The following is a 19,191-nucleotide window of genomic DNA, read 5'->3' as shown; positions in this document are numbered from 1 at the left end:
GGCATGGGCCAACCGGGCGGGTGCCCGGGTCCATGGTGCCGTGTGACAGAACACGTTAGGCAGGTAGTCAATGAAAGAATTGCTTAATCTGATGAACCACGAGGTCGGCGAAGAGGACTTCGACCACATCCGTATCTCGCTGGCCTCCCCGGAGATGATCCGTTCCTGGTCGTTCGGCGAAGTGAAAAAGCCGGAGACCATCAACTACCGCACCTTCAAGCCGGAGCGCGATGGCCTTTTCTGCGCCAAGATCTTCGGCCCGGTACGGGACTACGAGTGCCTCTGCGGCAAGTACAAGCGCCTCAAGCACCGCGGCGTGGTGTGCGAGAAGTGTGGCGTCGAGGTCACGCTCTCCAAGGTCCGCCGCGAGCGCATGGGCCACATCGAGCTGGCCTGCCCGGTAGCGCACATCTGGTTCTTGAAGTCGCTGCCGAGCCGTATCGGCCTGCTGCTCGACATGACGCTGCGCGACATCGAGCGGGTGCTGTACTTTGAGGCCTTCATCGTCACCGATCCGGGCATGACCACCCTGAACAAGGGCGATCTGCTCACCGACGAGATGTACATCGAGGCGCTCGAGCAGTTTGGCGACGAGTTCGAGGCCGGCATGGGTGCCGAGTCGATCCAGAAGCTCCTCAAGGAGATCGTGCTGGACGACGAGATCCTCAAGCTGCGCGACGAACTGGCCGAGACCGGTTCCGAGACCAAGATCAAGCGCATCACCAAGCGCCTGAAGCTGCTCGAGTCGTTCCGCTCTTCCGGCAACCGCCCGGAATGGCTGGTCCTGACCCAGCTGCCGGTCCTGCCGCCTGACCTGCGTCCGCTGGTACCGCTGGACGGCGGTCGGTTCGCGACCAGTGACCTCAACGACCTCTATCGCCGGGTCATCAACCGCAACAACCGCCTCAAGCGCCTGCTCGAGATCAACGCGCCGGACATCATCCTGCGCAACGAGAAGCGCATGCTGCAGGAGTCGGTCGACTCGCTGCTGGACAACGGTCGTCGCGGTCGCGCGGTCACCGGCACCAACAAGCGTCCCCTGAAGTCGCTCGCCGACATGATCAAGGGCAAGCAAGGCCGCTTCCGCCAGAACCTGCTGGGCAAGCGCGTCGACTACTCGGGCCGTTCGGTCATCGTGGTCGGCCCGACCCTGCGTCTCCACCAGTGCGGCCTGCCCAAGAAGATGGCGCTCGAGCTGTTCAAGCCGTTCATCTTCGGCAAGCTCCACCGTCGTGGTCTCGCCACCACCATCAAGGCGGCCAAGAAGCTGGTCGAGCGCGAGGGTGCCGAGGTCTGGGACGTGCTCGAGGAAGTGATCCGCGAGCACCCGGTGCTGCTCAACCGCGCGCCGACCCTGCACCGTCTGGGTATCCAGGCGTTCGAGCCGACCCTGATCGAGGGCAAGGCGATCCAGCTGCACCCGCTGGTCTGCTCGGCCTACAACGCCGACTTCGACGGTGACCAGATGGCCGTGCACGTGCCGCTGTCGCTCGAGGCGCAGTCGGAAGCCCGCGCGCTGATGATGTCGACCAACAACGTCCTGTCGCCGGCCTCCGGCGAGCCGGTCATCGTGCCGTCGCAGGACATCGTGCTCGGCATCTACTACATGACGCGTTCCAAGGTGAATGCGCGTGGCGAAGACATGATCTTCGCGGACCTCGACGAGGTGCAGCGCGCCTACGACAACGGTCAGGTCGAGCTGGGCGCGCTGGTGCGCGTTCGGATCACCGACTGGACTCGCGAGGAAGACGGCACGGTCGAGTCCAAGACGGCGATCGTCGAGACGACCGTCGGCCGGGCCCTGCTGTACCGGATCGTGCCGGAGGGCATTCCCTTCGCGCAGATCAACAAGGATATGGGCAAGAAGCCGATCTCGGCCCTGCTCAACTACGTCTACCGTCACCTGGGCCTGAAGGACACCGTGGTCTTCGCCGACCAACTGATGTACACGGGCTTCCGGTACGCCACCCGCTCGGGCATCTCCATCTGTTCCGACGATATGATTGTCCCGGAATCCAAGGATGCCGAACTGGCGGCGGCCGAGGCCGAGGTCAAGGAGATCCAGGACCAGTACGGTCAGGGTCTCGTGACCGAGAAGGAGCGTTACAACAAGGTCGTTGACATCTGGTCGCGCGCCAACGACTCCATCTCCCGTTCGATGATGGAGCAGCTGGGTGCGCATACCGTCAAGGACAAGGAAGGTAACGACGTCAGGCAGAACTCGTTCAACGCCATCTTCATGATGGCGGACTCCGGTGCCCGGGGTTCGGCGGCGCAGATCCGGCAGCTGGCCGGCATGCGTGGCCTGATGACCAAGCCGGACGGTTCGATCATCGAGACGCCGATCACCGCGAACTTCCGCGAGGGTCTGAACGTACTGCAGTACTTCATCTCGACCCACGGCGCCCGTAAGGGTCTGGCGGATACCGCCCTGAAGACCGCGAACTCCGGTTACCTGACCCGTCGCCTGGTCGACGTGGCACAGGATCTGGTGGTCACCTCCGACGACTGCGGCACCACCACCGACGGTCTGAAGATGACCGCCGTGATCGAGGGTGGCGACGTGGTCGAGGGTCTGGGCAACCGGATCCTGGGTCGCGTGACTGCCAAGGACCTGGTCGTGCCGGGCTCCGAGGAAGTCCTGCTGCCGGCCGGCACGCTGATCGACGAGGCGATGGTTGCGCGGATCGAGCAGTCAGGCATCGACGAGGTCTGGGTCCGCTCGGCGATCACCTGTGAAGCACGCCACGGCGTCTGTGCCAAGTGCTACGGGCGTGACCTGGCGCGCGGCGAGCCGGTCAACCTCGGCGAGGCGGTCGGTGTCATGGCGGCCCAGTCCATCGGCGAGCCGGGCACGCAGCTGACCATGCGGACGTTCCACATCGGTGGGGCGGCCTCCCGTTCGGCCGCGGCCAGTTCCGTGGAAAACAAGGCCACCGGTACGGTTCGCCTGCACAACCTGCGTACGGTCAAGAACCGTGACGCCGACCTGGTAGCCGTTACCCGCTCCGGTGAGCTGGGTGTGCTGGACGAGCAGGGCCGTGAGCGCGAGCGCTACAAGGTCCCCTACGGCTCGGTCATCCGCGTCAAGGACGGTGAGAAGGTCGACGCCGGCACCACGCTGGCCAACTGGGATCCGCACACGCACCCGGTTGTCAGTGAGGTAGAAGGCTTCGCCCGCTTCTCGGACTTCGTCGATGGTCAGTCGGTAAAGACCGAGACCGACGAAATCACGGGCCTGTCCTCGCAGATCATCATCGACCCGTCGCAGCGTTCCGGCACCGCCAAGGATCTGCGTCCGGCGATCGCCCTGACCGATGGTGACGGCAGCCCCGTCAACCTGCCGGGCACGGAGATTCCCGCGATCTACGTCCTGCCGGCCGGCGCGATCATCGGTATCAACGATGGTGCCGAGGTGCAGGTGGGTGACGTCGTGGCACGTATCCCGCAGGAGTCACAGAAGACCCGCGACATCACCGGCGGTCTGCCGCGTGTCGCGGATCTCTTCGAGGCCCGCAAGCCCAAGGAGCCCGCGATCCTGGCCGAGCACACCGGTACGGTCAGCTTCGGCAAGGAAACCAAGGGCAAGCAGCGGCTGGTGATCACCGACGAGAACGGCGAGCAGCACGAAGAGCTGATCCCGAAGTATCGTGTGATCAACGTCTTCGAGGGCGAGCACGTCGAGCGTGGCGAGATCATCGCCGATGGCGAACTCGCACCGCACGACATCCTGCGTCTGCGTGGTATCGCGGACCTGGCGAACTACATCGTCAAGGAAATCCAGGACGTCTATCGCCTGCAGGGCGTCGGTATCGACGACAAGCACATCGAGGTGATCGTTCGTCAGATGCTGCGCAAGGTCGAGATCGTCGAGTCGGGTGACTCCGGTTACCTGCGTGGTGACCAGGTCGACAAGGCGCGGCTGGTCGAGGAGAACGCGGCACTCGAGAAGGACGGCAAGTTCCCGGCGAAGTCCGAGCCGATGCTGCTCGGCATCACCAAGGCTTCCCTGGTGACCGAGTCGTTCATCTCCGCGGCGTCGTTCCAGGAGACCACTCGGGTGCTCACGGATGCCGCCACCCGCGGCGGCCGCGACGAGCTGCGTGGCCTCAAGGAGAACGTCATCGTCGGTCGCCTCATCCCCGCGGGCACCGGTCTGGCGCACCACGAGGAGCGTCGCCGTCGGCGTCACGCCGCGCTCGATCAGGCCAACGACCTGTTCGGTGCGCCGGCTGAAGCCGCCGAGGTCGAGGTGACTGCCGAGGAGAATGGCAACGAGGAGTGAGCTTGCGTTGACAGCAACGCGGCAACTGCATAGAATCACTGCCCTTTACGGCGGGCAACTGTGCCCGTCGTGCTAGTTTTTGGTCGGAGAATACGGATACATGGCTACTATCAATCAGCTAGTGCGCAAGCCGCGCAAGCGCATGGTCGAAAAGACCAGCGTGCCCGCGCTGGAGCGCTGCCCCCAGCGTCGCGGCGTTTGCACGCGCGTTTACACCACCACCCCGAAGAAGCCGAACTCGGCCCTGCGTAAGGTTGCCCGTGTGCGCCTGACGTCGGGTTACGAGGTCACCGGTTACATCGGTGGTGAAGGTCACAACCTGCAGGAGCACTCGGTCGTGCTGATCCGCGGCGGTCGTGTAAAGGATCTCCCGGGTGTGCGCTATCACGTCGTCCGCGGCAGCCTCGATACCCAGGGTGTCGAGAAGCGCCGTCAGGGTCGTTCCAAGTACGGCGCCAAGCGTCCGAAGAGCTAATCAACGGTAGGATTTGAGATGCCCCGTAGAAGAGAAGTCCCCAAGCGCGAGATTCTGCCGGATCCGAAATTCGGCAACGTCACCGTCGCGAAATTTATCAACATGATCATGCTCAGCGGCAAGAAGGCTGTTGCCGAGCGTCTGCTGTATGACGCGATGGACATGATCGAGTCCAAGGGCAAGGGTCACCCGGTCGAGGTCGTCGAGAAGGCGTTGGAAAACGTCGCCCCGTCGGTCGAGGTCAAGTCCCGCCGTGTTGGTGGTGCGACCTACCAGGTGCCGGTCGAGGTTCGCCCGGTGCGTCGCTCGTCACTGGCCATGCGCTGGTTGATCGAGGCCGCCCGCAAGCGTGGCGAGAAGACCATGGCCCAGAAGATGGCCGGTGAGCTGTCGGACGCTGCCGAAGGTCGTGGTTCCGCTGTGAAGAAGCGTGAAGACACGCACCGCATGGCCGAGGCCAACAAGGCCTTCGCGCACTTCCGCTGGTAACCCGACGCTTTATTTAAGAGGTACTTTTCGTGTCCCGTACGACTCCGCTCGAGCGCTATCGCAACTTCGGCATCATGGCCCACATCGATGCCGGCAAAACCACGACCTCCGAGCGCATCCTGTTCTACACGGGTGTGTCCCACAAGATCGGTGAGGTCCATGAAGGCGCCGCCACGATGGACTGGATGGAGCAGGAACAGGAGCGTGGCATCACCATCACCTCCGCTGCGACCACCGCGTTCTGGCAGGGCATGGACCAGCAGTTCCAGAAGCACCGCCTGAACATCATCGACACCCCCGGGCACGTCGACTTCACCATCGAGGTGGAGCGTTCCCTGCGTGTGCTCGACGGTGCGGTCTTCGTTCTCTGCGCGGTCGGCGGCGTCCAGCCGCAGTCGGAGACGGTCTGGCGGCAAGCGAACAAGTACCGTGTCCCGCGCCTGGCGTTCGTCAACAAGATGGACCGCCAGGGCGCCGACTTCTTCCGTGTCATGGACCAGCTGAAGAAGCGCCTCGGTGCGGTTCCGGTGCCGGTCGTGATCCCGATTGGTGCCGAGGACGAGTTCCAGGGCGTGGTCGACCTGATCCGCATGAAGGCGATCTACTGGAACACCGACGACATGGGCATGACCTATGACGAGCGGGACATTCCGGCAGAGCTGCAGGACGACGCCGAGACCTATCGAGAGCAGATGGTCGAGGCCGCTGCCGAGGCCTCCGAAGAGTTGATGGAGAAGTACCTCGAGAACGGCGAGCTGAGCGACGACGAGATCAAGCAGGGTCTGCGTCAGCGCACGCTTGAGAATGACATCATCCCGGCGCTCTGTGGTACCGCGTTCAAGAACAAGGGCGTGCAGCGCCTGCTTGATGCCGTCATCGAGTTCCTGCCGGCTCCGACCGAAGTGCCGGACATCAAGGGCGAGCTGCCGGACGGCACCGAGGCCTACCGGAAAACCGGCGACAACGAGCCGTTCTCGGCGCTGGCGTTCAAGATCATGACCGACCCGTTCGTCGGCTCGCTGGCCTTCTTCCGGGTCTACTCCGGTAGCGTCAACGCCGGCGACGCCGTTCTGAACTCCACTCGTGGCAACCGCGAGCGCATCGGCCGTATTCTCCAGATGCACTCCAATTCCCGCGAGGAGATCAAGTCGGTCTATTCCGGTGATATCGCCGCGGCCGTCGGTCTGAAGAACGTCACTACCGGCGAAACGCTCTGCGATCCGAGCAGCCCGATCATCCTGGAGCGCATGGAGTTCCCGGAGCCGGTCATCGCGGTGGCCGTCGAGCCGAAGACCAAGTCCGACCAGGAAAAGATGTCGCAGGCCCTCGGGCGTTTGGCGCAGGAGGATCCGTCCTTCCGTGTCCGCACCGACGAGGAGTCCGGTCAGACCATCATCTCTGGCATGGGCGAGCTGCACCTGGACATCCTGGTCGACCGCATGCGCCGCGAGTTCAAGGTCGAGGCGAATATCGGCAAGCCGCAGGTCGCCTACCGCGAGACGATTCGCGGCACGGTCGAGCAGGAAGGCAAGTTCGTGCGTCAGTCCGGCGGTCGTGGTCAGTACGGTCACGTCAAGCTGCGCATCGAGCCGATGGAAGAAGGCGGTGGCTTCGCGTTCGAGAACAAGATCGTCGGCGGCGTGGTCCCGAAGGAATACATCCCGGCGGTTGAGCGCGGCGCGGAAGAGCAGCTGCAGAACGGCGTCATCGCCGGTTACCCGATGGTCGACGTCAAGGTCACGCTGTACGATGGCTCGTACCACGAGGTCGACTCGAACGAGATGGCATTCAAGGTGGCTGGCTCCATGGCCACGAAGGAAGGCTGCGCCAAGGCCAACCCGGTATTGCTCGAGCCGATGATGAAGGTCGAGATCGAGACCCCGGAAGAGTACATGGGTGACGTCATCGGCGACGTCAACCGGCGCCGCGGCATGGTGCAGGGCATGGAAGACGTGCACGGCGGCAGCAAGCAGATCAAGGCCGAAGTGCCGCTGTCCGAGATGTTCGGTTACGCCACCGACCTGCGCTCCGCGACCCAGGGCCGTGCGACCTACTCCATGGAGTTCGGTCGTTATGCCGAGGCCCCGAAGAGCGTGGTCGAGGAAGTCATCAAGGGTAATTCCTGATAACGCCGCGATCTCCTGAATTTGTTTCCAGTTGAGGATGTAAGACATGTCCAAAGAAAAATTTGAACGTTCCAAGCCGCACGTAAACGTCGGCACGATCGGTCACGTAGACCACGGCAAGACCACGCTGACCGCGGCGATCACGCACGTGATGTCCACCACCTACGGTGGCCAGGGCATGGCGTTCGATCAGATCGACAAGGCGCCGGAAGAGAAGGCTCGTGGCATCACGATCTCGACCTCTCACGTCGAGTACGAGTCCGACAAGCGTCACTACGCCCACGTCGACTGCCCGGGTCACGCCGACTACGTCAAGAACATGATCACCGGTGCCGCCCAGATGGACGGCGCGATTCTGGTGGTTTCCGCCGCTGACGGCCCGATGCCGCAGACCCGTGAGCACATCCTGCTCTCGCGTCAGGTTGGCGTTCCGTTCATCGTCGTGTTCCTGAACAAGGCCGACATGGTCGACGATCCGGAGCTGCTCGAGCTGGTCGAGATGGAAGTCCGTGACCTCCTCTCCCAGTACGACTTCCCGGGCGACGACACTCCGATCATCACCGGTTCGGCCCTCAAGGCGCTGGAAGGTGACACCTCCGAAATCGGCGCCCCGGCCATCGTCAAGCTGGTCGAGGCCATGGACGACTACATCCCCGAGCCGGATCGCGCCGTCGACGGTGCCTTCCTGATGCCGGTCGAGGACGTGTTCTCCATCTCCGGCCGCGGCACCGTAGTGACCGGTCGTGTCGAGCGCGGCATCGTCAAGACCGGCGAAGAGATCGAGATCGTCGGTCTGAAGGACACTCAGAAGACCGTCGTTACCGGTGTCGAGATGTTCCGCAAGCTGCTCGACCAGGGCCAGGCCGGCGACAACATCGGCGTTCTGCTGCGTGGCACCAAGCGCGACGAAGTCGAGCGTGGTCAGGTTCTCTGCAAGCCGGGCACCATCAAGCCGCACACCCAGTTCGAGGCCGAGGTCTACGTTCTGTCGAAGGAAGAGGGTGGTCGGCACACCCCGTTCTTCAACGGCTACCGCCCGCAGTTCTACTTCCGTACCACCGACGTGACCGGCGCTTGCGAGCTGCCGGAAGGCACCGAGATGGTCATGCCGGGGGACAACGTGGCGATGACCGTCACGCTGATCGCGCCGATCGCGATGGAAGAAGGTCTGCGCTTTGCTGTCCGCGAAGGCGGCCGCACCGTCGGCGCCGGCGTCGTTTCCAAGATCATCGAGTAATTAAGTATGTCAGGACAAACGATTCGCATCCGGCTGAAGAGCTTCGATCACCGTCTGATCGACCGTTCGACCGCGGAGATCGTCGAGACCGCGCGCCGCAGTGGCGCGCGGATCAAGGGCCCGATCCCGCTGCCGACCCGCAAGGAGCGGTACACCGTGCTGACCTCGCCGCACGTCAACAAGGACGCGCGCGACCAGTACGAGATCCGCACCCACAAGCGCGTACTCGACATCGTCGACCCGACCGACAAGACGGTTGACCTGTTGATGCAGCTTGACCTGGCCGCCGGCGTGGATGTCCAGATTCGTCTGAACTGATCCGCCCGCAAGCCAACTGAAACGCGCCGGCCAAAAGCCTTTTGGCCCGGCGCGTTTTCTGTTATAGTGCCGCGCTCTTGTTCAGCCCGATGCGTGCTCAAACCGCGTCGGGCTGGTTTTTTCCGGCGATCCGGTCAATCGAAATCGGCGTCGAAGTGCATAAGAGGAAATAACAATGGCTTTAGGTGTTGTCGGTCGTAAGGTCGGCATGACCCGAGTGTTTGACGAGTCTGGCGCTTCCACGCCGGTGACCGTCATCGAGGTCGAGCCGAACCGTGTGACTCAGAAGAAAGTTGATGATGTCGACGGGTACACCGCCCTGCAGGTAACCGTAGGCGAGCGCCGCCCGAATCGGGTGACCAAGCCGATGGCGGGTCACTTCGCCAAGGCGTCGGTCGCTGCCGGTCGTACCGTGCGCGAGTTCCGCGTTGATGCCGACGTGCTCGGTAACTACGAAGCGGGTAACGAGATCACGGTCGAGATCTTCAACGACGTGCCGTCCGTTGATGTCACCGGCACCAGTAAGGGTAAGGGCTTCGCCGGCACGGTGAAGCGTCACAACTTCCGTACCCAGGACGCCACTCACGGTAACTCCCTGTCCCACCGTGTGCCGGGTTCCATCGGTCAGAACCAGACCCCGGGCCGCGTGTTCAAGGGCAAGAAGATGGCCGGCCACATGGGTGACGAGCGCGTCTCCGCGATGAACCTCAAGGTGGTTCGCGTTGACGTCGAGAACGGTCTGCTGCTGGTGAAGGGTGCCGTTCCGGGCGCCACCGGTGGCGCCGTGCTCGTTCGTCCGTCGGTCAAGATCAAAGCGTGAGGTCGTCAGGTATGGATATCCAAGTCAAGAACGGTTCCGCGCTGAATGTCTCCGAGCAGGTCTTCGGCCGGGAATACAACGAAGCGCTGGTCCACCAGGCCGTGGTCGCGTACCTGGCCGGTGGTCGCGCCGGAACGAAGCGTCAGCTGAGTCGCGCCGAAGTCTCCGGTGGCAACACCAAGCCGTGGCGTCAAAAGGGCACGGGCCGCGCCCGTGCCGGCACCACCCGTGGGCCGATCTGGCGCACCGGTGGTGTCACCTTTGCCGCCCGTCCGCGTGATTTCTCGCAGAAGATGAATCGCAAGGCGTACCGCGCCGCGATGCGTTCGATCTTCTCCGAGCTGCTGCGCCAGGACCGCCTGGTCGTGGTCGAGTCGCTCACCGTCGAGGCGCCCAAGACCAAGCAGGTCATCAAGGCACTCAACGACCTCGGCGTCGAGAAAGGCAAGCGCCTGATCGTCACCGAGGCAATGGATGAGGCATTGCTGCTGGGTTCGCGCAACGTGATCGAGCTGGGTTACCGCACGGCCGGCACGCTGGATCCGGTCAGCCTGGTGGACGCCGACAAGGTCGTCATCACCCAGGGCGCGCTGAAGATGGTTGAGGAGTGGCTGTCATGAATTCGGAAAAGCTTTACGACGTGCTGCGCGCCCCGGTGGTCACCGAAAAGACCGCCCGCGCCGGCGAGTTCAACCAGTACGTGTTCCAGGTGGCGACCTCCGCCTCCAAGCCGCAGATCAAGGCGGCGGTCGAGCAGGTGTTCGAGGTCAACGTCGAGGCCGTTCAGGTGGTCAACCAGCGTGGCAAGACCCGCCGGTTCCGTGGCATGCCGGGTCGGCGTGCCGACACCAAGAAGGCCTACGTCACGCTCGCCGAAGGTCAGACCATCGATTTCGGCGCGGCCGGCTAAACAGTAGGGGATTCAACTCATGGCTTTGAAAGTTGCAAAACCGACTTCTCCGGGTCGCCGTGGCGTCGTCGAGGTAGATCGCTCCAAGCTCTACAAGGGCAAGGGCTACGCGCCGCTGCTCGAGAAGAAGCACGGCTCGGGCGGGCGTAACAACGCCGGCCGGATCACCACCCGTCACATCGGTGGTGGTCACAAGCAGCACTACCGCAAGATCGACTTCAAGCGCATCAAGGACGGCATTCCCGCCCAGGTTGAGCGCATTGAGCACGATCCGAACCGCTCGGCGCACATCGCGCTGCTGAAGTACGCCGACGGTGAGCGTCGTTACATCATCGCGCCGCGTGGTGTCGAGGTGGGTCAGGCGATCGTTTCCGGCGTGGATGCCCCGATTCGTCCGGGCAACGCCCTGCCGCTGTACTCGATCCCGGTTGGTACCACCATCCACGCGGTCGAGCTCAAGCCGGGCAAGGGCGCCCAGCTGGCACGTAGTGCCGGCGGCGCCGTCCAGCTGGTTGCTCGGGACGGTTCCTACGCCACCATCCGCCTGCGTTCCGGCGAGATGCGCAAGGTGCTCTCCGAGTGCCGTGCCACGGTGGGCGAGGTTTCCAACCAGGAGCACAGCCTTCGCCAGCTCGGCAAGGCCGGCGCCAAGCGCTGGCGCGGCGTCCGTCCGACCGTCCGTGGTGTCGTCATGAACCCGGTCGATCACCCGCACGGCGGTGGTGAAGGTCGGACCTCCGGCGGTCGTCATCCGGTTACGCCCTGGGGCGTGCCGACCAAGGGTTACAAGACACGTACGAACAAGCGTACTGACAAGTACATCATTCGTCGTCGTAACAAGAAATAGAGCAATAAGAGGGCTTTAAGGTGCCACGTTCACTCAAGAAAGGTCCCTTCGTGGACCACCACCTGATGAAAAAAGTGGAAGAGGCCGCGGCCGCTAACAGCCGCCGGCCCATAAAGACCTGGTCGCGCCGCTCGATGATCCTTCCCGACATGATCGGGTTGACCATCGCGGTGCACAACGGTCGTCAGCACATTCCGGTGCTGATCAACGAGAACATGGTTGGCCAGAAACTCGGCGAGTACGCACCGACGCGTACTTACCGAGGCCATGCCGCCGACAAGAAAGCCAAGCGTTAAGGAGGCTCCGTGATGCAAGCAGTAGCACTACACCGGTTTGCCCGGATCTCCCCGCAAAAGGCTCGTCTGGTGGCCGACCAGGTGCGTGGCGTCAACGTCGCAAACGCGCTGGAGTCCCTCCAGTTCTCGACCAAGAAGGGTGCCGCGATCATTCGCAAGGTGGTCGAGTCGGCCATCGCGAATGCCGAGAACAACGAAGGTGCGGACGTCGATCGTCTTTGCATCTCCGAGATCATGGTTGACGAAGGCCCGACCCTGAAGCGATTCCGTGCGGCGGCGAAAGGCCGCGGTGTGCGGATCCTCAAGCGGACCAGCCACATCAAAGTCGTCGTCAGCGAGCGCTAAGGAGCAGTCATGGGTCACAAAGTACATCCGGTAGGCTTCCGGCTTGGGATCTCCTCCGACTGGAGCTCTCGCTGGTATGCCGACAACAAGAATTTTTCCGACTACCTCGAGCAGGACGTCCGTACTCGCAAGTACATTCGTCAGCGTCTGAAGGACGCCTCGGTCTCGCGTGTACAGATCGAGCGCCCGGCCCGTTCGGCCGCCGTCACGATCCACACCGCGCGTCCGGGCATCGTTATCGGCCGCAAGGGCGAGGACATCGAGCGTCTGCGTACCGAGATCGCCCCGATGCTGGGTCTCGAGCGCAGTGCGGTGAAGGTCTCCGTCGAGGAGATCCGCAAGCCCGAGCTGGACGCGCAGCTGGTTGCCGAGTCCATCGCTCAGCAGCTCGAGCGCCGCGTCATGTTCCGTCGCGCGATGAAGCGGGCGGTACAGACCACCATGCGTCTTGGCGCGGGCGGCGTGAAGGTGAACGTGGCGGGTCGCCTGGGCGGCGCCGAGATCGCGCGTACCGAGTGGTACCGCGAAGGCCGCGTACCGCTGCACACGCTCCGTGCGGACATCGACTACGGCATGGCAGAGGCCCAGACCACCTACGGCATCATCGGTGTCAAGGTCTGGATTTTCAAAGGCGAGGTGTTCGGTGTGCCGGGCAGCGACGACGGCAAGTCGGCCGCCTGATCAACGAATTGAAGTGGAGCTTTGAAAAATGCTGCTGCCAAAACGTACAAAATTCCGCAAGCAGTTCAAGGGCAAGAATCGCGGCGTTGCCAATAACGGCAACAAGGTGAGCTTCGGCGAATTCGGCCTGAAGACCCTTGAGCGCGGAAATATTACTTCCCGTCAGATCGAGGCTGGCCGTCGTGCCATCTCTCGTCACGTGAAGCGGGGCGGTAAGATCTGGATTCGGATCTTCCCGGACACCCCGATTACCCAGAAGCCCCTGGAAGTCCGTATGGGTAAGGGCAAGGGCAGCGTCGAGCACTGGGTTGCCAAGGTGCAGCCGGGCAAGATGCTGTACGAAATCGAGGGGGTCAGCGAGGAGGTGGCGCGCGAAGCTTTCGAACGCGCTTCCGCCAAGCTGCCTGTGAAGACCACGTTCGTAACACGGTTGGTGATGTGATGAAGGCAACAGAATTGCGTGAGAAATCCGTCGACGAGCTGCGCGAAGAGCTGTTGGCCGTCAAGCGCGAGCAATTCAACCTGCGCATGCAGCATGCCACGGGCCAGGAGGCGAAGACCCACCTGGCGCTGGAAGCGCGTCGCAATGTTGCTCGTATCAAGACCGTGATTGCGGAAAAGGAGCGTGCCTGAGATGACGACGGTATCCGAAGAAAAGAATGTCCGCACCCGTGAAGGGGTGGTTGTCAGCGACAAGGGCGACAAGTCCATTACGGTCGCGGTCGAGCGTCGCGTGCAGCATCCGCTGTACGGCAAGTACATGACGCGCACCAGCAAGTTGCGGGTGCATGACGAAGAGAACACCTGTCGCCAGGGCGACCGCGTCGAAGTTCGCGAGACGCGTCCGATCTCCAAGAACAAGACCTGGACCCTGGTCCGCGTTGTCGAACGCTCGGCTGAGTAAGGAGTTTCGTCATGATTCAGATGCAAACCGTGCTGAATTCGGCAGATAACAGCGGCGCGCGCAAGGTCCAGTGCATCAAGGTGCTGGGCGGCTCGCATCGTCGTTACGCCGAGATCGGCGACGTAATCAAGGTGTCCGTGAAGGACGCGATCCCGCGTGGCCGCGTCAAGAAGGGCGAGGTCTACAACGCGGTGGTTGTTCGCACGGCCAAGGGCGTGCGTCGTCCGGACGGGTCGCTGATCCGTTTTGACGGCAACGCGGCGGTTCTTCTGAACGCCCAGCTGCAGCCGATCGGTACCCGGATCTTTGGCCCGGTCACCCGTGAGCTGCGTGGCGAGAAGTTCATGAAGATCGTCTCGCTCGCGCCAGAAGTGATTTAAGAGGGGGTCGAGATGCGCAAGATTCGCCAAGGTGACGACGTGGTCGTCGTCACCGGTAAAGACAATGGTCGTCGTGGCACCGTGCTGCGGGTCGTTGAAGATGGGGCCCGAGTGGTCGTCGAAGGGGTCAACATGGTGAAGAAGCACCAGAAGCCCAATCCGATGATCGGACGGACCGGCGGCATCATCGAAATGGAGAAGCCCATTGATATCTCCAACGTGATGCTGTTTAATCCGGCCTCCGAAAAAGGCGACCGGGTCGGCTTCAAGACGCTTGAAGACGGTCGAAAGGTTCGTTATTTCAAATCCAACGGCGAAGTCGTTGACGCTTAACAGGAAACAGAGAAATGGCTCGACTTCAGGAATACTACTCCAAGACGTTGCGTGGCGAGCTCGCCAAGAAGCTCGAACTCGACAACGTAATGGCCGTTCCGAAGCTGACCAAGATTACGTTGAACATGGGCCTGGGTGATTCCGCTCGTGACAAGAAGGTAATCGATAGCGCAGTGGAAGAACTCGGCCTGATCACCGGTCAACAGCCGGTGGTGACGTATGCGCGCAAGTCGATCGCGGGCTTCAAGCTCCGTGAAGGCATGCCGTTGGGTGTCAAGGTCACCCTCAGGGGACGTACCATGTACGAATTCCTCGATCGGTTGATCCATGTGGCGAGCCCCCGTATCCGCGACTTCCGTGGCCTGAGCCCGAAGTCGTTTGACGGCCGTGGTAATTACAGCCTCGGGGTTCGCGAACAGATCATCTTCCCGGAAATCGACTTCGACAAGGTCGATCAGGTCCGGGGTATGGATATCACGATCACAACGACCGCGAAGGACAACGACCAGGCCCGGGCATTGCTCGACGGCTTCGGTTTCCCCTTCCGTCGTTAACAGAGACGAAACGAGACTATGGCTAAGAAAAGCATGATTGCTCGCGAGGTCAAGCGCCAGAAGCTTGCTCGCCAGTATGCCGACAAGCGCGCCAAGCTGCGCGCGATCGTCGCCGACCCCGAAGTGGAGTTCGACGAGAAGATGGCGGCCTCCGCCGCGCTGGCCAAGCTGCCGCGCGATTCTTCCTACACCCGCCAGGTGCGCCGCTGCGCACTGACCGGTCGTCCGAAGGGCGTCTACCGGAAATTTGGCATGGGTCGCAACAAGCTGCGCCAACTGGCCATGTCCGGGGAAATCCCGGGCCTGCGCAAGTCGAGCTGGTAAGGAGAACGCGTTATGAGTATGAATGATCCGATCGCGGACATGCTGACGCGCATCCGCAACGGCCAGGCCGCGCGCAAGCCGGAGGTCCGCATGCCGGCCTCCAAGTTCAAGAAGGCAGTCGCCGAGACGTTGAAGGACGAAGGCTACATCGCCGACATCCGCGTCGAGGGCGACAAGAAGCCGACACTGGTGGTCACCCTGCGCTACTACGAAGGCAAGCCGGTCATCGAAAAGCTGAACCGCGTTTCCCGTCCCGGGTCGCGCAAGTTCTTCGGCGCCGAGGACCTCCCGCAGGTGCTTGGTGGTCTGGGTGTTGCCGTGGTTTCCACCTCCGAAGGTGTGATGCCGGACCGTGAAGCACGTCGTCGCAATATCGGCGGCGAAGTCGTCTGCTTTGTTTCGTAACCGGTTGGGGGATTTATGAGTCGAGTAGCACGAAAGCCGGTCGCGGTCCCCAAGGGTGTCGAGGTCAAGCTCGAAGACCAGGTTCTGTCCTTCAAGGGCAAGAACGGTGAGCTGACCCTGAATGTTCACCCGACGGTCGGCGTGACCTTCGAAGACAACGAGATCCGGTTCGCACCGAACAGTGATGACAACATTCCGATGGCCGGCACCATGCGTTCCCTGGCACAGGGTAGCGTCGACGGTGTCGCCAACGGGTTCGAGATCAAGCTCCAACTGGTCGGCGTCGGTTACCGCGCTCAGGTACAGGGTCGGACCCTGAACCTGCAGCTGGGTTTCTCGCATCCGATCGATTACCCGCTGCCGGACGGCGTCACCGCGGAAACCCCGTCGGCGACGGAAATCATCATCCGTGGCGCGGACAAGCAGAAGGTCGGCCAGGTGGCTTCCAACGTACGGGCATTGCGTCCGCCGGAGCCTTACAAGGGTAAGGGTGTCAAGTACGCGGATGAGCGCATCCTGCGTAAGGAAGCCAAGAAGAAATAATCGAGGGTGACGCGATGAATGAAAGTACAAAACAGCGGCTGCGCCGCGCACGTCGCACCCGGGCCAAGATCAAGCAGCTCGGCGTCCATCGCCTGAGCGTGCACCGGAGCAGCAACCATACTTACGCTCAGGTCTTCGCACCGGAAGGTCAGGTGATCGCTACTGCTTCCACGGTAGGCAAGGGTGTACTCGCCGACGGCGAATTCGGTGGCAACGTGGCCGCCGCCAAGAAGGTGGGCGAGGCCATTGCCAAGGCTGCCCTGGAGAAGGGCATCGAGTCCGTGGCGTTTGATCGCTCGGGTTTCATTTACCACGGGCGTGTCAAGGCACTTGCCGACGCGGCACGCGAAGCCGGCCTGAAGTTCTAAAGAGGTGAAGCAATGAGCCGTAACGCAAAAGACGTCTCGAACGAAGGCCTGATCGAGAAGCTGGTCACGATCAACCGTGTGTCCAAGGTCGTCAAGGGTGGCCGCCAGTTCTCGTTCACCGCGCTGACCGTGGTGGGTGATGGCGAAGGCCGAGTTGGCTATGGCTACGGCAAGGCAAAAGAAGTGCCGGCCGCTATCCAGAAGGCAATGGACCGTGCACGCAACAGCATGATTGACGTGCCGCTCCGTGACGGGACCCTCCACTACCAGACCAAGGGTCGTCATGGCGCCGGTCGGGTGTTCATGAAGCCGGCATCGGAAGGTACTGGTGTCATCGCCGGCGGCGCAATGCGTGCCGTCTTCGAGGCAGCAGGCGTTCGTAACGTGCTGGCCAAGTGCATCGGGACCCGCAATCACATGAACGTGATCCGGGCGACGATCAATGGTCTCTCCCAGATCCAGTCGCCGGAAGCGGTTGCTGCCAAGCGTGGCAAGCGTGTCGAGGAAATCCTGGGGGATGAGGCATGAGTCAGAAGGCTAATGGCAAGATCCGGGTGCGCCTGGTTCGGTCGATGAACAATCGACTCGAGTCCCACAAGGCCTGCGTTCGTGGGCTGGGCATCCGCCGTATGCACCAAGAGGTGGAAGTGGCCGATACCCCGGAAAACCGGGGCATGATCAATCGCGTCCACTACATGCTCGACGTACAGGAAGCGAAGTAATGCGTTTGAACAAACTTTCCCCTGCCGAGGGTAGCCGCAAGGACGCCAACCGCGTCGGTCGCGGTATCGGTTCCGGGCTGGGCAAGACCGGCGGTCGCGGCCACAAGGGCCAGAAGTCACGTTCCGGCGGCTTCCACAAGACCGGCTTCGAGGGCGGTCAGATGCCCTTGCAGCGTCGTCTGCCGAAGATGGGCTTCCGTGCGGCCAAGTCGCTGTACCGGGCGGAGATCCGTACTGCGGAACTCAATCGCCTGGACGGCGAGGTCACGCTCGCGTCGCTCAAGGCCGCTAACCTGATCCGCAACGACGTCAAGAGCGTCAAGATCATCCTTCAGGGTGACGTGGAGAAGAAGCTGCAGGTCAAGGGTCTGGCGATCAGCAAAGGCGCGCGCCAGGCGATCGAAGCCGCCGGTGGTTCAGCGGAGTAAAGAGTGGCACAGGCAAACTCAGGGATAGGCGCACTTGCCGGGGCCGGTCGTTTGACCGAGCTCCGGCAACGTATTTTCTTCGTCATCATGGTGCTCGTGGTGTACCGGATCGGGACATTCATCCCGTTGCCGGGCATCGACGTGGACGTCATGAAGGCGCTTTTCGAGCAGAACTCCGGCGGCATCCTGGGCATGGTGAACATGTTCTCCGGCGGGGCGCTCTCGCGCATGTCCCTGTTTGCCCTGGGCGTGATGCCGTACATCTCGGCGGCGATCATCGTGCAGTTGCTCACGGCAGTGGTGCCGTCGCTGGAGAAGCTGAAGAAAGAAGGCGAAGCGGGTCGGCGCAAGATCACCCAGTACACCCGCTACGGCACACTCGGCCTGGGCCTGGTCCAGGCGCTGGGCGTGTCGATCGCACTGCAGGGTCAGTCGGTCGGCGGTTCGCCGCTGGTGTTCGCCCCCGGCATCGCCTTCGTCTTCATCGCCACCCTGACCCTGGTCAGTGGCACCATGCTGCTGGTCTGGCTCGGCGAGCAGATCACCGAGCGCGGCGTGGGTAACGGTATTTCCCTGATCATCTTCGCCGGCATCGTCGCGGGGCTGCCGAGCGCTATTGGCGGCACGGCCGAGTTGGTCCGCACCGGTGAGCTGCACGTGTTCACGATGTTGATCCTGGGCGTGCTGATCCTCGCGGTTACTGCGTTTGTCGTGTTCGTCGAGCGCGGTCAGCGCCGGATCACAGTGAACTACGCGCGGCGCCAGCAGGGTCGGGGCATGGCGGGGCAGCAGTCCTCCCATCTGCCGTTGAAGCTGAACATGGCGGGCGTCATTCCGCCGATCTTCGCATCGAGCATCATCCTGTTCCCGGCGACGGTGGGTAACTGGTTCGGCCAGCAGGAAGGCATGGGTTGGCTCGCCGACCTGTCCAACACGTTGTCGCCGGGTCAGCCGCTGTATGTGCTGTTCTACGCGGCCGCGATCATCTTCTTCTGCTTCTTCTACACCGCGCTGGTGTTCAATGCCCGCGAGACCGCAGACAACCTGAAGCGCTCGGGTGCGTTCGTTCCGGGGATCCGCCCCGGCGAGCAGACCGCACGCTACGTGGACAAGGTGCTGACCCGTCTCACCTTCTGGGGCGCGATCTACATCACCGCGGTCTGCCTGCTGCCGGAGTTCCTGATCCTGTACTGGAACGTGCCGTTCTACTTCGGCGGTACGTCTCTGCTGATCATCGTGATCGTGTTGATGGACTTCATGTCGCAGGTGCAGTCTCACCTGGTTTCGCACCAGTACGACAGCCTGGTTCGCAAGGCACATTTCAAGAACGGGCTGTAATCACACGGCCCGTCGTTTCCGTTTGCTATTGACGGCGCGTTGCGTTACGCTTTCGCGCTCTTT

The 19,191-nt window shown here is 62.4% G+C and carries 27 protein-coding genes; all 27 read left to right on the top strand.

What is annotated here, in order from left to right; translation table 11 throughout:
• Positions 1-70: 70 nt before the first annotated feature.
• The 27 genes from rpoC (at position 71) to secY (ending at position 19,128) form a co-directional block, all read left to right on the top strand.
• Positions 71-4,285 carry a DNA-directed RNA polymerase subunit beta' gene (rpoC, locus tag VWP12_RS01165; protein ID WP_410474255.1) on the top strand — a complete coding sequence of 1,405 codons (4,215 nt, stop codon included), beginning with the start codon at positions 71-73 and terminating at the stop codon, positions 4,283-4,285.
• A 100-nt stretch (positions 4,286-4,385) separates the two neighbouring features.
• Positions 4,386-4,760, top strand: a complete 375-nt coding sequence (rpsL, locus tag VWP12_RS01160) for a 30S ribosomal protein S12 (protein ID WP_125199268.1) — start codon at positions 4,386-4,388, stop codon at positions 4,758-4,760.
• 18 nt (positions 4,761-4,778) lie between these two features.
• Positions 4,779-5,249, top strand: a complete 471-nt coding sequence (rpsG, locus tag VWP12_RS01155; RefSeq protein WP_058574778.1) for a 30S ribosomal protein S7 — start codon at positions 4,779-4,781, stop codon at positions 5,247-5,249.
• Between the two features lie 29 nt (positions 5,250-5,278).
• Positions 5,279-7,375, top strand: a complete 2,097-nt coding sequence (gene fusA / locus VWP12_RS01150) for an elongation factor G (protein ID WP_410474254.1) — start codon at positions 5,279-5,281, stop codon at positions 7,373-7,375.
• 46 nt (positions 7,376-7,421) lie between these two features.
• Positions 7,422-8,612 (top strand): elongation factor Tu, encoded by a 1,191-nt coding sequence (tuf, locus tag VWP12_RS01145; RefSeq protein ID WP_410474253.1) that lies wholly within the window; start codon positions 7,422-7,424, stop codon positions 8,610-8,612.
• Positions 8,613-8,618: 6 nt separating this feature from the next.
• Positions 8,619-8,930: a 30S ribosomal protein S10 gene (gene rpsJ, locus VWP12_RS01140; RefSeq protein WP_125199271.1), complete on the top strand. Its 312-nt coding sequence runs from the start codon at positions 8,619-8,621 to the stop codon at positions 8,928-8,930.
• Between the two features lie 175 nt (positions 8,931-9,105).
• A complete protein-coding gene (gene rplC / locus VWP12_RS01135; RefSeq protein WP_410474252.1) occupies positions 9,106-9,750 on the top strand; it encodes a 50S ribosomal protein L3 in 645 nt (214 codons plus the stop codon).
• Positions 9,751-9,761: 11 nt separating this feature from the next.
• Entirely contained in the window at positions 9,762-10,370 is a 609-nt protein-coding gene (rplD, locus tag VWP12_RS01130; RefSeq protein WP_410474251.1) for a 50S ribosomal protein L4, read from the top strand.
• Complete coding sequence (locus tag VWP12_RS01125) at positions 10,367-10,660, top strand: 50S ribosomal protein L23 (protein WP_322521215.1); 294 nt, start codon at positions 10,367-10,369, stop codon at positions 10,658-10,660. The genes rplD and VWP12_RS01125 overlap by 4 nt, the downstream gene beginning before the upstream one ends.
• Positions 10,661-10,679: 19 nt before the next feature.
• Complete coding sequence (gene rplB / locus VWP12_RS01120) at positions 10,680-11,507, top strand: 50S ribosomal protein L2 (RefSeq protein WP_125199275.1); 828 nt, start codon at positions 10,680-10,682, stop codon at positions 11,505-11,507.
• A 20-nt stretch (positions 11,508-11,527) separates the two neighbouring features.
• Positions 11,528-11,803, top strand: coding sequence for a 30S ribosomal protein S19 (gene rpsS / locus VWP12_RS01115; protein WP_322521213.1), 276 nt, complete (start codon positions 11,528-11,530; stop codon positions 11,801-11,803).
• Positions 11,804-11,815: 12 nt separating this feature from the next.
• Positions 11,816-12,148: a 50S ribosomal protein L22 gene (gene rplV / locus VWP12_RS01110; RefSeq protein ID WP_125199277.1), complete on the top strand. Its 333-nt coding sequence runs from the start codon at positions 11,816-11,818 to the stop codon at positions 12,146-12,148.
• Between the two features lie 9 nt (positions 12,149-12,157).
• Entirely contained in the window at positions 12,158-12,829 is a 672-nt protein-coding gene (rpsC, locus tag VWP12_RS01105; protein WP_125199278.1) for a 30S ribosomal protein S3, read from the top strand.
• Positions 12,830-12,857: 28 nt separating this feature from the next.
• Entirely contained in the window at positions 12,858-13,271 is a 414-nt protein-coding gene (gene rplP, locus VWP12_RS01100) for a 50S ribosomal protein L16 (RefSeq protein WP_410474250.1), read from the top strand.
• Positions 13,271-13,462 carry a 50S ribosomal protein L29 gene (gene rpmC, locus VWP12_RS01095; protein WP_125199280.1) on the top strand — a complete coding sequence of 64 codons (192 nt, stop codon included), beginning with the start codon at positions 13,271-13,273 and terminating at the stop codon, positions 13,460-13,462. Before rplP ends, rpmC begins: the two co-directional genes overlap by 1 nt.
• Before the next feature lies 1 nt (position 13,463).
• The gene (gene rpsQ, locus VWP12_RS01090; protein WP_125199281.1) at positions 13,464-13,733 is read left to right on the top strand and encodes a 30S ribosomal protein S17; all 270 of its coding nucleotides are present in this window, start codon (positions 13,464-13,466) and stop codon (positions 13,731-13,733) included.
• A gap of 11 nt (positions 13,734-13,744) precedes the next feature.
• The gene (rplN, locus tag VWP12_RS01085; protein ID WP_058574709.1) at positions 13,745-14,113 is read left to right on the top strand and encodes a 50S ribosomal protein L14; all 369 of its coding nucleotides are present in this window, start codon (positions 13,745-13,747) and stop codon (positions 14,111-14,113) included.
• Between the two features lie 12 nt (positions 14,114-14,125).
• The gene (rplX, locus tag VWP12_RS01080) at positions 14,126-14,446 is read left to right on the top strand and encodes a 50S ribosomal protein L24 (RefSeq protein ID WP_125199282.1); all 321 of its coding nucleotides are present in this window, start codon (positions 14,126-14,128) and stop codon (positions 14,444-14,446) included.
• Between the two features lie 14 nt (positions 14,447-14,460).
• Positions 14,461-15,000 carry a 50S ribosomal protein L5 gene (gene rplE, locus VWP12_RS01075; protein WP_125199283.1) on the top strand — a complete coding sequence of 180 codons (540 nt, stop codon included), beginning with the start codon at positions 14,461-14,463 and terminating at the stop codon, positions 14,998-15,000.
• A gap of 18 nt (positions 15,001-15,018) precedes the next feature.
• Positions 15,019-15,324, top strand: a complete 306-nt coding sequence (rpsN, locus tag VWP12_RS01070; RefSeq protein WP_125199284.1) for a 30S ribosomal protein S14 — start codon at positions 15,019-15,021, stop codon at positions 15,322-15,324.
• Between the two features lie 12 nt (positions 15,325-15,336).
• Positions 15,337-15,729 carry a 30S ribosomal protein S8 gene (rpsH, locus tag VWP12_RS01065; RefSeq protein ID WP_410474249.1) on the top strand — a complete coding sequence of 131 codons (393 nt, stop codon included), beginning with the start codon at positions 15,337-15,339 and terminating at the stop codon, positions 15,727-15,729.
• 15 nt (positions 15,730-15,744) lie between these two features.
• Entirely contained in the window at positions 15,745-16,272 is a 528-nt protein-coding gene (gene rplF, locus VWP12_RS01060; protein ID WP_125199286.1) for a 50S ribosomal protein L6, read from the top strand.
• A gap of 14 nt (positions 16,273-16,286) precedes the next feature.
• Positions 16,287-16,640, top strand: coding sequence for a 50S ribosomal protein L18 (gene rplR, locus VWP12_RS01055; protein ID WP_125199287.1), 354 nt, complete (start codon positions 16,287-16,289; stop codon positions 16,638-16,640).
• 12 nt (positions 16,641-16,652) lie between these two features.
• A complete protein-coding gene (rpsE, locus tag VWP12_RS01050) occupies positions 16,653-17,168 on the top strand; it encodes a 30S ribosomal protein S5 (RefSeq protein ID WP_125199288.1) in 516 nt (171 codons plus the stop codon).
• Complete coding sequence (gene rpmD / locus VWP12_RS01045) at positions 17,165-17,362, top strand: 50S ribosomal protein L30 (RefSeq protein WP_136867496.1); 198 nt, start codon at positions 17,165-17,167, stop codon at positions 17,360-17,362. The genes rpsE and rpmD overlap by 4 nt, the downstream gene beginning before the upstream one ends.
• Complete coding sequence (gene rplO / locus VWP12_RS01040) at positions 17,362-17,790, top strand: 50S ribosomal protein L15 (protein WP_125199290.1); 429 nt, start codon at positions 17,362-17,364, stop codon at positions 17,788-17,790. The genes rpmD and rplO overlap by 1 nt, the downstream gene beginning before the upstream one ends.
• Before the next feature lie 3 nt (positions 17,791-17,793).
• Positions 17,794-19,128 (top strand): preprotein translocase subunit SecY, encoded by a 1,335-nt coding sequence (gene secY, locus VWP12_RS01035; protein ID WP_125199291.1) that lies wholly within the window; start codon positions 17,794-17,796, stop codon positions 19,126-19,128.
• Positions 19,129-19,191: the final 63 nt, after the last annotated feature.

The organism is Guyparkeria sp. TX1 (assembly GCF_046523965.1).
Classification (GTDB): Bacteria; Pseudomonadota; Gammaproteobacteria; order Halothiobacillales; family Halothiobacillaceae; genus Guyparkeria.
This window is presented reverse-complemented; position numbering and strand designations above follow the sequence as displayed.